Origin of the sequence: Bacillus sp. SRB_8 (assembly GCF_003264205.1) — a bacterium.
Classification (GTDB): Bacteria; Bacillota; Bacilli; order Bacillales; family Bacillaceae_G; genus Bacillus_A; species Bacillus_A mycoides.
Genome location: NZ_NADT01000020.1, coordinates 117,290 through 131,891 on the forward strand (window position 1 = coordinate 117,290; position 14,602 = coordinate 131,891).

At 36.6% G+C, this 14,602-nt stretch carries 15 protein-coding genes; 3 read left to right on the forward strand and 12 right to left on the reverse strand.

What is annotated here, in order from left to right:
* Positions 1 to 73 precede the first annotated feature (73 nt).
* On the forward strand, positions 74 to 823 hold the full coding sequence (locus B5P40_RS18870; RefSeq protein ID WP_063219678.1) for a (S)-benzoin forming benzil reductase: 750 nt from the start codon (positions 74 to 76) through the stop codon (positions 821 to 823).
* Between the two features lie 35 nt (positions 824 to 858).
* Here B5P40_RS18870 and B5P40_RS18875 read toward each other — a convergent pair whose 3' ends face one another.
* From B5P40_RS18875 to B5P40_RS18900, 6 genes are all read right to left on the reverse strand, one after another.
* Complete coding sequence (locus B5P40_RS18875) at positions 859 to 1,692, reverse strand: GNAT family N-acetyltransferase (protein ID WP_113709624.1); 834 nt, start codon at positions 1,690 to 1,692, stop codon at positions 859 to 861.
* Positions 1,693 to 1,758: 66 nt separating this feature from the next.
* Positions 1,759 to 3,267 (reverse strand): argininosuccinate lyase, encoded by a 1,509-nt coding sequence (gene argH / locus B5P40_RS18880; protein WP_113709625.1) that lies wholly within the window; start codon positions 3,265 to 3,267, stop codon positions 1,759 to 1,761.
* A 101-nt stretch (positions 3,268 to 3,368) separates the two neighbouring features.
* The gene (locus tag B5P40_RS18885; RefSeq protein WP_002128464.1) at positions 3,369 to 4,478 is read right to left on the reverse strand and encodes a serine hydrolase; all 1,110 of its coding nucleotides are present in this window, start codon (positions 4,476 to 4,478) and stop codon (positions 3,369 to 3,371) included.
* A gap of 117 nt (positions 4,479 to 4,595) precedes the next feature.
* Complete coding sequence (locus B5P40_RS18890; protein WP_002033591.1) at positions 4,596 to 5,528, reverse strand: nucleoside hydrolase; 933 nt, start codon at positions 5,526 to 5,528, stop codon at positions 4,596 to 4,598.
* Between the two features lie 134 nt (positions 5,529 to 5,662).
* On the reverse strand, positions 5,663 to 7,096 hold the full coding sequence (gene panF / locus B5P40_RS18895; RefSeq protein ID WP_002087740.1) for a sodium/pantothenate symporter: 1,434 nt from the start codon (positions 7,094 to 7,096) through the stop codon (positions 5,663 to 5,665).
* Positions 7,097 to 7,099: 3 nt separating this feature from the next.
* On the reverse strand, positions 7,100 to 7,378 hold the full coding sequence (locus B5P40_RS18900; protein WP_002014357.1) for a YhdT family protein: 279 nt from the start codon (positions 7,376 to 7,378) through the stop codon (positions 7,100 to 7,102).
* 272 nt (positions 7,379 to 7,650) lie between these two features.
* Between B5P40_RS18900 and dhaS the strand changes: the two genes are divergently transcribed.
* Positions 7,651 to 9,135 carry an aldehyde dehydrogenase DhaS gene (dhaS, locus tag B5P40_RS18905; RefSeq protein ID WP_002014355.1) on the forward strand — a complete coding sequence of 495 codons (1,485 nt, stop codon included), beginning with the start codon at positions 7,651 to 7,653 and terminating at the stop codon, positions 9,133 to 9,135.
* Positions 9,136 to 9,185: 50 nt separating this feature from the next.
* On the opposite strand, the gene fabG is transcribed toward dhaS, so the two are convergent.
* Positions 9,186 to 9,926, reverse strand: coding sequence for a 3-oxoacyl-ACP reductase FabG (gene fabG / locus B5P40_RS18910; protein WP_002014354.1), 741 nt, complete (start codon positions 9,924 to 9,926; stop codon positions 9,186 to 9,188).
* Between the two features lie 133 nt (positions 9,927 to 10,059).
* On the opposite strand from fabG, the gene B5P40_RS18915 reads away from it, so the two are divergent.
* Positions 10,060 to 10,209: a YfhD family protein gene (locus tag B5P40_RS18915; RefSeq protein ID WP_016100859.1), complete on the forward strand. Its 150-nt coding sequence runs from the start codon at positions 10,060 to 10,062 to the stop codon at positions 10,207 to 10,209.
* Between the two features lie 74 nt (positions 10,210 to 10,283).
* On the opposite strand, the gene B5P40_RS18920 is transcribed toward B5P40_RS18915, so the two are convergent.
* The 5 genes from B5P40_RS18920 to B5P40_RS18940 form a co-directional block, all read right to left on the reverse strand.
* Complete coding sequence (locus tag B5P40_RS18920) at positions 10,284 to 12,137, reverse strand: terpene cyclase/mutase family protein (protein ID WP_113709626.1); 1,854 nt, start codon at positions 12,135 to 12,137, stop codon at positions 10,284 to 10,286.
* Positions 12,138 to 12,239: 102 nt separating this feature from the next.
* Positions 12,240 to 12,665 carry a divergent PAP2 family protein gene (locus B5P40_RS18925; protein ID WP_113709627.1) on the reverse strand — a complete coding sequence of 142 codons (426 nt, stop codon included), beginning with the start codon at positions 12,663 to 12,665 and terminating at the stop codon, positions 12,240 to 12,242.
* 79 nt (positions 12,666 to 12,744) lie between these two features.
* Entirely contained in the window at positions 12,745 to 13,686 is a 942-nt protein-coding gene (rarD, locus tag B5P40_RS18930) for an EamA family transporter RarD (RefSeq protein WP_113709628.1), read from the reverse strand.
* Positions 13,687 to 13,777: 91 nt separating this feature from the next.
* On the reverse strand, positions 13,778 to 14,026 hold the full coding sequence (locus tag B5P40_RS18935; protein ID WP_016086864.1) for a DUF1294 domain-containing protein: 249 nt from the start codon (positions 14,024 to 14,026) through the stop codon (positions 13,778 to 13,780).
* 158 nt (positions 14,027 to 14,184) lie between these two features.
* The gene (locus B5P40_RS18940; protein WP_113709629.1) at positions 14,185 to 14,583 is read right to left on the reverse strand and encodes a nucleoside triphosphate pyrophosphohydrolase family protein; all 399 of its coding nucleotides are present in this window, start codon (positions 14,581 to 14,583) and stop codon (positions 14,185 to 14,187) included.
* Between the last annotated feature and the right edge of the window lie 19 nt (positions 14,584 to 14,602).

The following is a 14,602-nucleotide window of genomic DNA, read 5'->3' on the forward strand; positions in this document are numbered from 1 at the left end:
TAAAATGTAGACAAACTATAGAGTGTACGGTGTCCAAAAAAATTCCGCACATACGAGAGGAGTTTATAAAACTATGCGCTACGTTATCGTAACAGGAACTTCACAAGGTTTAGGTGAGGCAATCGCCGCACAATTGTTAGAAGAAAACACAACCATCATCTCTATTTCTAGAAGAGAAAATAAAGAGCTTACTAAACTCGCAGAGCAAAAAAACAGTACTTGTATTTTCCATTCCGTAGATCTTCAAGATGTACATAATTTAGAAACTCGTTTTAGCGAAGTCGTTTCATCTATAGAAGAAGACAAAGTTTCATCTATTCATTTAATTAATAATGCAGGCACAGTCGCACCAATGATGCCAATTGAAAAAGCAGAAAGCGAACAATTCATTACGAACGTTCACATTAATTTACTTGCACCTATGATTCTTACATCTACTTTCATGAAACATACGAAAAACTGGAAAATAGATAAACGAGTTATAAATATTTCGTCTGGAGCAGGGAAAAACCCTTATTTTGGATGGGGCGCTTATTGTACAACGAAAGCCGGTGTAAATATGTTTACGCAGTGCGTAGCTACTGAAGAAGTAGAAAAAGAATACCCTGTAAAAATCGTTTCTTTTGCACCAGGTGTTGTTGATACAAATATGCAAACACAAATTCGTGAAACAAATAAAGAAGACTTCACAAATTTAGACCGCTTCATCTCATTAAAAGAAGAAGGAAAGCTATTATCACCTGAATATGTTGCGAAAGCTATTCGTAACTTACTAGAAACGGAGGACTTCCCGCAGGGTGAAGTAATTCGAATTGATGAATAACAAAGAGGCACGCTATAATAGCGTGCCTTTTCATTCTATTTCTCTAAAAATATGAGTACAGACTCCATCATCTTCTCATAACCAATCTCTTGATAAATTTTATTTGATGTTGGATTTGCCAGGTCCGTATATAATGTCGTTGTTTTGTAGCCTTCATCTAACATACGTTGACTAAGTGCAGCGACACAACTAGATGCGTACCCTTTTTTCCGAGCTTCTTTCGGTGTATATACGAAATTAACTGTTATATTGTTTGTAGTCGGTCTCGTTTTTGCAGCTACAGAAACAATCTTCCCGTCTACTTCTAAACCAAATAGACGATGATTAGTAATTAATGTATGAGCAGTTTGTTTCGCTTCTTCTTTCGTAGTAGGAAGCTTCACATCTTCGCAAAATTGATATATCCACTGCTCTATTAATGTTAGCTCATCACTACTTACTTCTCGAAAGATTCCATCTTCGTTCCACTTTTTCTTTACTTGTTTTAATTCATATATACCTTGCTCCATTGCAACATTAGTTTTCTTATTCTCTAACACTGCAATCTCTTCCGCTAATTTCTGTACGATTTTTTTATTACCAATCAATCCAGGAATATGTGGATATACTTTCGTTAACTCTTTTGCAAGTTCCTTAATAGCTACTGCCGAAATCTCAGACGTAGCAACAATTATTTGTTTCTTTTCTTCTGTTTGAAGAAATACAGCTGCAATTTCTTCCTCTTGTTTTGCTACTCCTATAAATATCGGTTCTTGGACCATTTGTAATACACCTAATATGAGATTATTTTCCTGCTCATTCTTCTCTAAAAATGGTGTAACCTCTTCTGTAAAATTAAGAATCTCTTCATATACATGTAATTGAATCATCGACAATCTCTTCCCTCGATTTATATTTAAATTAAGTATTGGCGATTAATTCATTAAATCCTTCTTTTACGATTCAATAATGTTCGAAGCTAACGTATTCAAATCATTTTCAGCTTGTAAAATTCTTTGTTTTTCCTTTTCAAATACCTCTTCTTCTTTTTGAAATGACTCTTTTCGATTTTTAATCATACGCTCCATCTCTTTTTTACTCGGTCCACCATATACATTTCTTTTTTGAATAAAAGCTTCTGGTGATATAATTTCTTTCCACTCTTCTTCTAATAAATTTACTTTCAAATTTTCTTGTAAGTATACATTTATGTCTTTGAAATTTAATTCATGTAACTCCTTTTTCTGCTCCAATGACATATTTGCAATCGCACTTGCTGCATGATGTGCATGCCGAAATGGTATTTCATAGTTTTTTGTTAAAACATCTGCGAAATCTGTAATCGTAATCGCGTGTTTATATGAACGACTTTTTAACGTTTCCTCTTCTACTTTCATCGTTCGAATAACTGCGTTCATCATACAAAAAACACGAATCGCCTTTTCGATTCCTTTATATAAATACGGCTGCAAGTCATCCTCCGTATCGACAATATCGCCAAATGGTGTATTATGAATCATTTGAAATACAGTAAATGCTTCCCCTAAAGCACTACTCGTAATAGCACGGGCATGTTCTATTGAAACAGGATTTCGTTTTTGCGGCATAATACTACTTATTTGCACATATGGCTTCGCTACAGTAATCCCATCATATTCTTTCGTCGCTAATAGTAAAAAATCATGAATCCATCTACTCGTATTCGTCATAATAACCATTAGTAACGAGCTAACTTCTAATAAATAATCTGCTCCAGCAACAGCATCATATGAGTTCTCAATTACATTTGTAAACCCAAGTAACTGTGCCACTCGTTTTCTCTTAATTGGGAAGCTTGTTGTAGAAAGGGCAGCTGCCCCCATTGGAGAATGATTTAAAAGATGATACGCTTTTTTCATTCTTTCTAAATCTCGTTGCATCGTATCATAAATTGCCAAAACATAATGACCAAATGTTGTCGGCTGCGCCGGTTGTGTATGTGTATACGCGGGCATAATTGTTTCCATATGTTCACCGGCGAGCTCCAGCATACTTTCTTGCAGCAATAAATGATGTTCCATTAACCGCAATATAAATTGCCGTAAACTCATGCGATACATCGTTACACCCATATCATTTCTACTTCTACCGATATGCATATTACTTACAAATTCACACTTTGCTTCTTGAGAAAGCAAATGTTCAACTAAGAAAAAAAGATCTTCATGTTTCTCTGTATATAGCAACTTCTCCTTTGGAATCCCCTCTACTTTTTTAAGTGCGATTAATATAACTTTCGCTTCTTCTCTTTTCATTAACTTCTCTTCAGTTAACATAGTAATATGTGCCCTATGCACTTGAAACATATCTTTTAATAAATAATTACGCTGAAAATTAAATACGTGCTGTAATACACAATCTACATATGTTTTCCCAGGGAAATCAGCGCCTTCATTCTTAATAAACTCTTCTTTACTCTGTTTCATCACCTTTTCCCCTTTCACCTAAGTGTTACTACCCATCATACCCAGGGATGGTGAAAAAGTGCTTGTACATAAAAATAAACTCGGCGCTCATAGCACCGAGTTTATTTAATAAAAGTCGCATCATACTTATCACTTTGCAACACTTGAAAGTGTAGATTTGCTAAATGTTTACGTATTTCAGCACTGTCATCTTCATTTAAATTATTTGCCAAGAAAACAATTTCTGTACAGTTTCCGCGTTTATCCATTGCATAAACTGCTTTTGTTACCGTCCATGGTGTATAACCATTCTTTTGTCCAGCATGCCTGAATGTTTTACGATATTTCTTTGCGCTCATATCTGTTTCAACGATATTCGCCCACACTTTTTCTTCCGCTTCTGTAAGACCACCTTGATGATTTGCCTTTTGAAGCAGTACCATATAATCGTTAGCGGAAGCAGCCGGCAATCTATCCGACCAAATTTTGTCGTAACGTTCCTCTAAATACAGAGGAATTTCCTTCTGTAATAATGGCCCCTTCTTTTTTAAGCGTTCATGAATAATCATAGCATATTCACGATATTGCTCTTGAGACATTTCTTTTAACTTTTTCTCTATTTTATATTTTGGAACATGTAATTCTTTATGCAAATATCCCGGAATGTATAAAGATGAAACAATCGGAAATAGCGGTTGATGTGCAGGAAGTGCTAAACTTTGTAAATTCCGATTAATATTGTCTAATCCTAATACCTCCATTAAATATTCAGTATTTGCATTAGAACTAAACTTAACCATTCCTTTTGCAACTTCTTCTAAAGAAACCGCTCCTTCAGTTATCTTTTCTTTTTTTTGCAAATAATTTTGCCATCTATCTTGTGCACCACCATCTGTACCCGGCACATAATAACGATTCACATCATTAATTGAAACGAAACTAGACGGATCGATTTTCCCCTCTGTAACTTGTTTCGTATATTCAAGCGCCACAATTAACTTCATCGTACTAGCAACTGGCAATACAACATCCGGATTCACAGAATACACGACTTTATCATTTCTTTTTATTAAAAGTGCACTATTCTTTTCATCTTTATGTTCTTCAATAAAGGATGCTATGTACTGCGCATCATCATTATTTGAACTCCACACTTTTTTCACTAAAAAGTTACCTGATATCAGCAAAACAAAAATACCCACAATCACTGCGCATACTATAGTTTTTTTCAAGTAAAATTCCTCTCCTATTGTGTAACTCTTCTCTATTTATCTCTTAAAAACAAAATAATGGAGATGATTGTTTAAATAATCATCTCCATTATTTTAACTTGTATGCTACTATTATGTCTACGTCATAATTTTCACAAAATCCTCTAGAAACTTTTTATAATGTAAAGACCAGCCAATTTTAACCCAATTTTTCAACGCTTTTGCTTCAGGTTGCGGGCGAAAATCAGCGATACTTTCCCCTTTCGCAACTCCAACCGTATCTACATCAACACGACGATACACGTAATCTAAAATTGATGGATTTGCCGCTACCATCATCGTTACTACATCATGCACTGGGCTCCCTGTTATTTTAGGATTCAGATTTTTATAAGCTTTATAATAATAATTGAAAATCGGTTCTATTAATTTCTTGAAATTCGTTTTAGAATGTTTCGTAATGTATTTCACCATCTCCGGTGTAATAATCGCTTCTGATGTAACGTTAAGTGGTATTAATGTCACATTTTTTGCATTTTGCATAACTAATTGTGATGCAATTGGGTCACCATGAAAATTGGCTTCCGCGACTGGTGTAACATTTCCGGGCATTAAAAAAGCTCCGCCCATTATATAATATTCTTTCACATACTTCATCATTGGTTTTTCTAAAATAAATGCCGTCGCTAATGTTGTTGATCTGCCGGCATCAACAATAATTAGTTCTCCTTTATATTTTTCAATGATATCGAAAAATGCACAAAAAGGTTTAATATTGGGAGAAAAAGTTTTAGGAGGCTTAATAGGTCCCAAACCGTCTACCCCATGAATTTCCGGATAATATGTTACAAAATCCCCAGATAAAGGAATTTTCGCTCCATTAATAACAGGTATATCTTCCCGGCCCGCCATTTGCAATAAATACGCCGCATTACTCGTCGCCTTTTCCTGCGTTACATTCCCATATCCTGTTACTACTCCAACAATATCAATATCAGGATGCAATAATCCATACATAATTGCTAAAGAGTCATCAATTCCTGGGTCTCCTAAAAATAATATTTTTTTCATAGACCTCAACTCCATCCCATCAATTGTTATTACTTTATGAATACATGACGGAATACAGAATGAAAAAGATAAATTTTGTATAAACAAAAAACGTAGGAACTTCATATTAGAAGTTCCTACGTTTTTCTATATTTTTATGCTACCTTTTTCATCGTAACCATACTACCAATTATATAAGAGATAAATGCAAAGCAAATCGGGAAAACAACTGTATGTATACCGAATGGATTAGGGTAGCAAAGGTGAATAAACATATAGGAACCTACTCCAACTAAAATAGATGCGAGAGCTCCAGTTGCATTTCCTTTTTTCCAATATAAACCTAACACAATCGGCCAAATGAACGCTGCTTCTAAACCACCGAAAGAAAATAAATTTAACCAAATTAAAAAGTCTGGTGGCTTAATAGCGGCAGCATATACGAGTAATCCTACGATACCAGTAATCAATAGGCTACCTTTCTTTATCGTACTATCCGCGGCATCTTTATTTATGTAGTTCACATATATATCTTTAATAATTGACGAACTTACAAGTAATAATAATGAGTTCACAGTAGACATTATCGCTGCCATTGGTGCAGCTAAGAAAACTCCAGCTAACCAAGGTGGCAACACTTCCATTGCGAGTAGCGGCATTACTTTATCTGGTACCGTTATGCCTGGAAGGACTACTCTTGCAAACACACCTGTTAAATGCATACCAATCATAATTGTACCGACGACAACCGTTCCAATGATTAATGCTTGGTGCATAGCTTTTGAATTTTTATAAGACATAGCACGCACACTAATTTGCGGTAATCCAACGACACCAATCCCAATTAAAATCCAAAATGATGTGACATATGATTTCGTTAAACTTCCATCCGCTCCGAACGGTGTTATTAGATTCGGATTAATTTGAATAAGTTCCTGCATAATCTTTTCAACTCCGCCACCAGCAATGACAGTAGCAATTAAAATGATTGTTGTTCCGACTAACATAATGATTCCTAATAACGTATCTGATAAAGCGACTGCACGAAATCCACCAATTAACACATACACAAGTACAGAAAATGTAAATAAAAATAGTGCCGTTGTGTAGGAAAGTCCTGTTAGCGACTCAATTAATCGTCCGCCGCCAACCCACTGGGCTACTGTTGCTGAGAACAAAAAGATTATAATACATAACGCAGAAAGAACAACTACCGCTTTATTATTGTATCTGCCCTTTAAATAATCAATAAGCGTAATTGCTTCCATCTTTCTAGCGATAATAGCAAACTTTTTACCAATAACTGTTAAAACGATATATCCTGTTACAACTTGAATCGCTGATAACAGCACCCATCCAAGACCCATATTGTAAGCAATACCAGGCCCGCCTATAAAGCTACTTGCACTACCGTACGTAGCAATCATCGTCATAGCTAATAATAAGCCACCAAGTTCACGCCCACCAAGAAAATATTCTTGTAAAAATTTATTATTAGCGGTTGCTTGTACACGTCTTGATGCATATACACCTATTAAAAACACAACGATAAAAGAAATTATCATTGGGATTATTACATACCAATTCATCTATCATTCCTCACTTTTTTCTTCCTCATCGAGTGAAATATCTTGAAATAAAAAACGAACAACTAAAATAAGCAAAATAACCATTACGATAAATCCAACGATACAGCTATAAAAAAACCATGCTGGAAAACCTAATACATATGTATATTCACTCGGATCCTTACTTCCAAGCCCATAGGCAAATCCATACCATATTATAAAATTAATAATAGCTAATCCAAGACCAATTAACGCTTCTCTATGGGCAACTCGAAAGCGCGGATCATCATGATAATTCTTCATTTTCCCCCTCCTCTCACGATGTATAATTGTACCACTGTTTTTCTAGTTTTTCCTACTAGAAAACAAAAACGCGCAGGATTTTTTGTAATTATATAGAATACAATGTTTCATTACATATTTTTTACAATTGTAACGAAAATGAAATTTGAATTTTCAGCATTTTTTATTTATGATTTTAAGTAGAGGCTTTTCATCTAGTTCCCACATCCTTGATTTCGGAATAAACGCCGTCTCGTACTGCGTTTAAATTATATTTTCAAGGGGGTTATACAATGAGTCAACTAGCTGTAAATCTTCATGAAAAGGTAGAGAAATTTCTTCAAGGCACAAAGAAACTATATGTGAACGGAGCGTTCATTGAAAGCGCTTCCGGAAAAACATTTAAAACGCCTAACCCAGCAACTGGTGAAACACTCGCTATCGTTGCTGAAGCTGGTCGCGAAGACATTCATAAAGCTGTGGTAGCTGCTCGAATGGCTTTCGATGAAGGTCCTTGGTCACGCATGAGCACCGCTGAACGCAGCCGTCTTATGTACAAGCTCGCTGATTTAATGGAAGAGCATAAAGAAGAGCTCGCACAGCTCGAAACGTTAGATAACGGAAAGCCAATCCGTGAAACAATGGCGGCAGACATACCACTTGCAATTGAGCATATGCGCTATTATGCTGGCTGGGCGACGAAAATTGTTGGTCAAACAATTCCTGTTTCCGGTGATTACTTTAACTATACACGCCATGAGGCTGTTGGTGTCGTCGGTCAAATTATCCCTTGGAACTTCCCACTTCTTATGGCAATGTGGAAAATGGGAGCTGCGCTTGCTACAGGATGTACAATCGTTTTAAAACCTGCAGAACAAACTCCACTATCCGCTCTATACTTAGCTGAATTAATTGAAGAAGCTGGATTCCCGAAAGGTGTTATTAATATCGTTCCTGGATTCGGTGAATCAGCTGGACAAGCACTTGTTAATCATCCACTCGTTGATAAAATTGCATTTACTGGTTCTACTCCAGTCGGTAAACAAATTATGCGACAAGCATCTGAATCATTGAAACGTGTTACTTTAGAGCTTGGCGGTAAATCACCGAACATTATTTTACCAGATGCCGACTTATCTCGCGCGATTCCTGGTGCACTTTCTGGTGTTATGTTTAACCAAGGACAAGTATGCTCTGCTGGATCACGCTTATTTATTCCAAAGAAAATGTATGATAATGTCATGGCTGATCTCGTCCTCTATTCTAAAAAACTAAATCAAGGTGCCGGTCTTAACCCTGAAACAACAATCGGTCCTCTCGTTTCCGAAGAACAACAAAAACGTGTAATGAGCTACATTGAAAAAGGGATTGAAGAAGGCGCTGAAGTACTTTGCGGAGGAAGTAATCCATTCGATCAAGGCTACTTCGTTTCTCCTACAGTATTCGCTGACGTAAATGACGAAATGACGATCGCAAAAGAAGAAATTTTCGGTCCAGTTATTTCTGCAATACCTTTTAACGATATTGATGAAGTAATTGAACGTGCAAATAAATCACAATTCGGCTTAGCGGCTGGTGTGTGGACAGAAAATGTTAAAACAGCACACTATGTTGCAAGTAAAGTACGTGCTGGTACTGTATGGGTAAACTGTTATAACGTCTTTGATGCAGCATCTCCATTTGGAGGATTTAAACAATCCGGTCTTGGCCGCGAAATGGGATCTTACGCGCTGAACAACTATACAGAAGTGAAGAGCGTTTGGATTAACTTAAATTAACGAGAAAGAACCTGACCTACTCGGTCAGGTTCTTTTCATTATGTATTCATTTACACTTGCAACCCACCGCTCACATTTAATACCTCTCCTGTAATGTAAGACGCATACTCTGATGCTAAAAAGGCAGCTGCGTTTGCAATATCTTCCGGCGTTCCAATTCTTCCAACTGGAATCGCTCCAACCATTTTCTCTTTTACTTTATCCGGTATTGTTTTTGTCATATCAGTATCCATAAACCCTGGACAAATCGCATTACACGTAATACCAAAACTTCCAACCTCTTTCGCTGCTGTTTTTGTTAAGCCTACAACCCCTGCTTTTGTAGCCGCATAATTTGCTTGTCCAATGTTTCCTTCCCTACTAATAGAAGAAATATTAATAATCCGTCCATACTGTTGTTGTCTCATATAAAGAAGTGCTGGCTGCATACAATAAAAAACGCCAGTTAAGTTCACTTGTAATACTTGTTCCCAAGCAGACTTCTCCATCTTATGTAACATTGCATCTTTTGTAATCCCAGCGTTATTCACTAAAATATGTAATGTACCAAATTTTTGCACCGCATATTCAATTAACGACTTCGCTTCATTTTGATTACTCACATCACATCGATATAAACTCACATCATACCCTTCATCTGATAATTCACGTGTCGTTTCTTGTAGCTTCTCTTCATTTACATCACTAATTAATACTTTGGCCCCTAGTTTTGCAAAAACTCGTGCGATTTCTTTTCCAATCCCCTGCGCAGCACCCGTTACAACAGCTGTTTTCCCATTCAACAATTCCATCTCTATCCCCCATTTCTATTAGTTATATTGTATATTTCGGCTCTATGCTTTCCAAATCCTCTTTGTATAAAAAAGTCTATTTGTGTCAAACTAACTTTGCAACGCCGCATAAAACACAAGGAGATTGTGTCGAATGAAAAAAAAGAATGTAAATCAAAACAAAGCTGCCGATGGCATTGATGTTGAGTTCGCTCGCGAACTCGCTGACCACAATGACTTAGAAGCAAACGCACGTGCAAATGCCGCTGATGCACGTCAAAAACGCCAATCAACAGAAAAATAAGGAACTACAACGTTCCTTATTCTTTTCAACAGGGACCTACTACCCATCAAAATAAACCGAGAGTATCTCTCGGTTTATTTTCTATATTTCTTTACGTAGTGCGCTAAAGCAAGTAACGGATATATATGCCCATAACTATGATAGCGAATATAAAAGCCCCCCGGTAACCCTGTACCAGTAGGATATTTTTCATTCATAGTAGACTGCGCGAGCAAATATGTAATTCCTTTTCGAATAATCGGTGTTTCTTGATCGTAGTAAGAAATGAGTGCATCAAGTGCCCACGCTGTTTGTGACGGCGTACTAAAAGGTAAAGAAATAAATTTTTTCTCTACACTACTTTGACAGGATTCTCCCCACCCTCCGTCTTCATGCTGCAAATGTTCGAGCCATGAAGCTGCTTTTTTCAACGATGGATGAGTAGAAGGCACTCCTAATGCACGTAAGCCTGTCATCGTTGCCCATGTCCCATATATATAACATATCCCCCATTTTCCATACCATGATCCATTCTGTTCCTGTACATCCATTAACCATTTGATAGCTTTCTTTTTTTGCTCTTCAAGCAATTCATTCGGTGCATACGTTCCGAATAATTCTAACACCCTACCTGTAATATCTGGTGTGGACGGATCGGTTATCATATCACTCGCATTTTCAATCGGCAAATTCGATAGTAACTTGCTCGTTACCCCTCGTTCAAAAGCTCCCCAGCCTCCATCATTGTTTTGCAATCCTTTTACCCATTCCACACCTCTTCCCCACGCATCATCTACTCTATCATTCCCTCTACTTCGCGCTAACGCTCTAAGGGCAGCTGTAGTATCGTCTATATCAGGGATCGTCGTATTAACATCTGAAAATCCCCAACCGCCAGCTACAAGTGATGATGCATGTACGCTCCAATCTACCTTTTTAGTTTGTTGTTTTTGCAATAAATACTCCGTCGCCCTTTGAATCATCTTATTTTCATTTGTAACTTTAGCTTCTTGCAATGAATAGCTAAGTAAAGCGGTATCCCATACGGTAGAAGGAGAATTTTGCAAATGACTTCCTCTGTCCATCTTCCATATATAAGATTTTAATCCTGTCACAGCTTTCTCAATAATTGGAGACTGAATAGAGTGCCCTAATGCAAGCAAAGCATAAATCATATAAAACGTAGCACTGGCGTAACTATATAATGTTCCATTTTCATCTATACGCTCCTTCATAAAGCGCTCTACTTCTTCGTATCCTTTATGATGTAACGATAATGGATAAGATATTACCTTTTTCACATCACCTAAAAACGATTGAAACAGCGGAGACCGCTCCTCTCGAAACCATTGCCCACCCCCGCCTGCAATATGATTTAAATTTGGCAATAACTTTTTCTCTACACGGAATCTCTTATTCATACAAATCATCATCGGAATTAAATGTATACGCGCTGAGCTGCTTAACCCAAATATACTGAGGGGGGAGTCATCTTGTAAAAATAATATTGGTGTTGGAAAGTGAAAAAGCGCAGGAAATTCATATTCTCCATGAATCGCTAATAAAAATTTCGTCATAAAATGGGCACGAGAAACTCCCCCGTGTTCCTTAATAAACATTTCAGCTCGCCTCATATTCATATCTTCTTTCGAATATTTTTCCGAAGCAAGTAAAGCAGCATATGCTTGAATCGTCGCGGATAAATTCCCTCCCTTTTCATCTTCGTATAATTTCCAAGTCCCTTCATTTGTTTGAAGAGATACTAACCTTTTCACAAACGGTTCTATTTCGTCATTTCGCCCTAATAATTTGAGTAAAAAAATCATGTGACAATCCGTTAGCAAAGCTCCTTCAAAACAAAATTGCCACGTTCCGTCTTGCCTTTGCATCGTTTGAAGTGCAGTCGTTCTCCGCTCTATCTCCTCATGCACTTTGTCATATAGTAGCACACCGCTCACCCACCCTTTCTAAGTCCGTATACGATATTCGAAAACTCATCTAAATATGTATGAAAACAAAGAAAAGCAGAACGTGCATTACACACATTCTGCTTACAAACAATACCCAACCCCGACAACAATTCCTAATAGTGCACCAACAACAACTTGATACGGTGTATGTCCAACGAGCTCATTTAACTTTCTATATTCTGTTTGTCTACCATGAAAAAAATCATTCAATATTTTCGCTTGCTTACTTACCGCAAGCCTTACTCCTGAAGCATCGTACATAACAATAATGGCAAAAATAGCGGCAACCGCAAATATTGGACTCTCCACACCTTCCACCACTCCGACACCTGTAGCAAGTGCAGTAACAGTCGAAGCATGCGAACTTGGCATTCCACCTGAAGCAAAGAACTTAGCAAAATCAAACTCGCCTGTTTTTATTAATTTAAAAACGACTTTCGTTAACTGTGCTAAAAACCAAGAAATTATAGCTGCTATAAGTGGATCATTATGTAAAATTGTTTCCATGTTTTTCAGCTCCCTACTGACTATAATGGAAATCTATATAGTATCAGTATAAAGAAAAATGCGTAGAAAATACTACGCATTATGATACTTTTGCTGATTTATTTTTAATAAATTTTGGTTGCTTCTGTAGTAGAAACTTTGTTTTCGCCATTGAAAAGACAAATAAAGCAATCCATATACAGAAAAACGCAATCATATGAGTAGATGTGAAATGTTCACCAAAAACGAACACACCTAAAATTAAACTAATAGTCGGCGCGATGTATTGTAAAAATCCTATCATATAGAGCGGAATAAGTTGTGCTCCTTTAGCAAAATAAAAGAGTGGTAACGCTGTAACAATACCTGCCCCTATTAAAAGAAACGTTGATATTGCCGAAATAGAACCGAACGAACCAAAGCCATGAACTCCTGTCATAAACAAATATATAAGTGCAAATGGCGTCACTAACATCGTTTCCATCGTAAGCCCAATTGTTGCATCATAATTTAATAATTTTTTTGTTAATCCATATAATCCAAATGAAAAAGCAAGTGAAAGAGAAACCCATGGAATAGATCCGAAACGGACTGTTAAAATGATAACCCCTATTCCAGCTAAACCAACTGCAACATATTGCCAAAAGTTTAACTTTTCCTTTAAAACGACTGTACCAAGTAAAATACTAATAAGCGGATTAATATAATATCCAAGACTTGCTTCAATGACATGATTATGATTAACGGCCCATATGTAGACAAACCAGTTTCCGCTAATCAAGACTGAAGCTATTGTTAATGACATTAATAATTTAGGTCGTTTAAAAAGATTCACGAACTCCCCAATAAACTGACGAAACCTCTTCGTAACACCTAACACAAGTAACATAAAAACAAACGCCCAAACGATACGGTGTGCTAATATTTCATCTGCTGGAACTTCCTCAACCCATTTCCAATAGATTGGTAGGATTCCCCACATCGTATAAGCACCAGCCGCATATATAATCCCTTTTTTTTGCTGTGCGGATTGACTCCCCATCTTCCCTTTTCTCCTCTTCTCATTTTTCTCCATTATACGGTCCCGCATGCTCACTTTACCAATAATCAATCTGCAATTCTTTCGACATTTCTCATACAGCAAAAAGTAAACATACTGTTATAACGACAAGTAACGGTATACCGAAAACAAATTTCTTTTTATGTGTTTTATGGTGAAACATATACATACCGATCCAAGCACCAACTGCGCCTCCAGCTGCCGCTGATAAAAACAACGTACTTTCTGGCGTTCTCCACTGTTTCTTCTTCGCTTTTCGTTTATCAAGCCCCATAAGGCTAAAAGCTATAACGTTAATAATAATAAAATAAATCCATTTCATCGCTTTCTCTCCCTATGAAAAATTCGCTTAATGGTAACATGAAAAAACGATGGAAACAACTGAAGAACACTTTTCATTAATTAGTTACCTTTATATTTAAATAACCAACTAAAATCGCAGTTAAAGCAATTAAATAGAAAGATATTATGAGCAGAACCTTATATTGCATTCCCTTCATCCACTACCATATCATCGAAAAAACTTCTCTCAATCTCTTTTTCATCAAAATGCAGAACTACAATTAGTCCTACATATAAAGAAACGAAATTTAGAAACCATTCCCCATTATCATCTTTCTTAGCTAAACATTTAAATATCTCTTGAAATTGCATACGTTCATCTGCAGCAACAACCGGGCGCACACCAAAATATTTCAATACGAAATGTAGGTTCAGCTGCACGGATAATGATAAAATATATTTTAATATCTCCGTATACTCCGCACTATCTTTTTGACTATACAACTTCACAAGCTTTTGATGTAAAATAGAAATCGATAATTCTTCGTCAGTCACTTTAGTTGCTTCTATCGTTTCAATCATCTTTTTCATATCCATTACATTCACCCCTTCTGCA

Excerpts from the sequence above, each read along its gene's own strand:
- B5P40_RS18870 (WP_063219678.1), top strand. The coding sequence starts at position 74 with ATGCGCTACGTTATCGTAACAGGAACTTCACAAGGTTTAGGTGAGGCA.
- B5P40_RS18875 (WP_113709624.1), bottom strand. The coding sequence starts at position 1,692 with ATGATTCAATTACATGTATATGAAGAGATTCTTAATTTTACAGAAGAG.
- argH (WP_113709625.1), bottom strand. The coding sequence starts at position 3,267 with ATGAAACAGAGTAAAGAAGAGTTTATTAAGAATGAAGGCGCTGATTTC.
- B5P40_RS18890 (WP_002033591.1), bottom strand. The coding sequence starts at position 5,528 with ATGAAAAAAATATTATTTTTAGGAGACCCAGGAATTGATGACTCTTTA.
- panF (WP_002087740.1), bottom strand. The coding sequence starts at position 7,096 with ATGAATTGGTATGTAATAATCCCAATGATAATTTCTTTTATCGTTGTG.
- B5P40_RS18900 (WP_002014357.1), bottom strand. The coding sequence starts at position 7,378 with ATGAAGAATTATCATGATGATCCGCGCTTTCGAGTTGCCCATAGAGAA.
- dhaS (WP_002014355.1), top strand. The coding sequence starts at position 7,651 with ATGAGTCAACTAGCTGTAAATCTTCATGAAAAGGTAGAGAAATTTCTT.
- fabG (WP_002014354.1), bottom strand. The coding sequence starts at position 9,926 with ATGGAATTGTTGAATGGGAAAACAGCTGTTGTAACGGGTGCTGCGCAG.
- B5P40_RS18915 (WP_016100859.1), top strand. The coding sequence starts at position 10,060 with ATGAAAAAAAAGAATGTAAATCAAAACAAAGCTGCCGATGGCATTGAT.
- B5P40_RS18925 (WP_113709627.1), bottom strand. The coding sequence starts at position 12,665 with ATGGAAACAATTTTACATAATGATCCACTTATAGCAGCTATAATTTCT.
- rarD (WP_113709628.1), bottom strand. The coding sequence starts at position 13,686 with ATGGGGAGTCAATCCGCACAGCAAAAAAAAGGGATTATATATGCGGCT.
- B5P40_RS18935 (WP_016086864.1), bottom strand. The coding sequence starts at position 14,026 with ATGAAATGGATTTATTTTATTATTATTAACGTTATAGCTTTTAGCCTT.
- B5P40_RS18940 (WP_113709629.1), bottom strand. The coding sequence starts at position 14,583 with ATGGATATGAAAAAGATGATTGAAACGATAGAAGCAACTAAAGTGACT.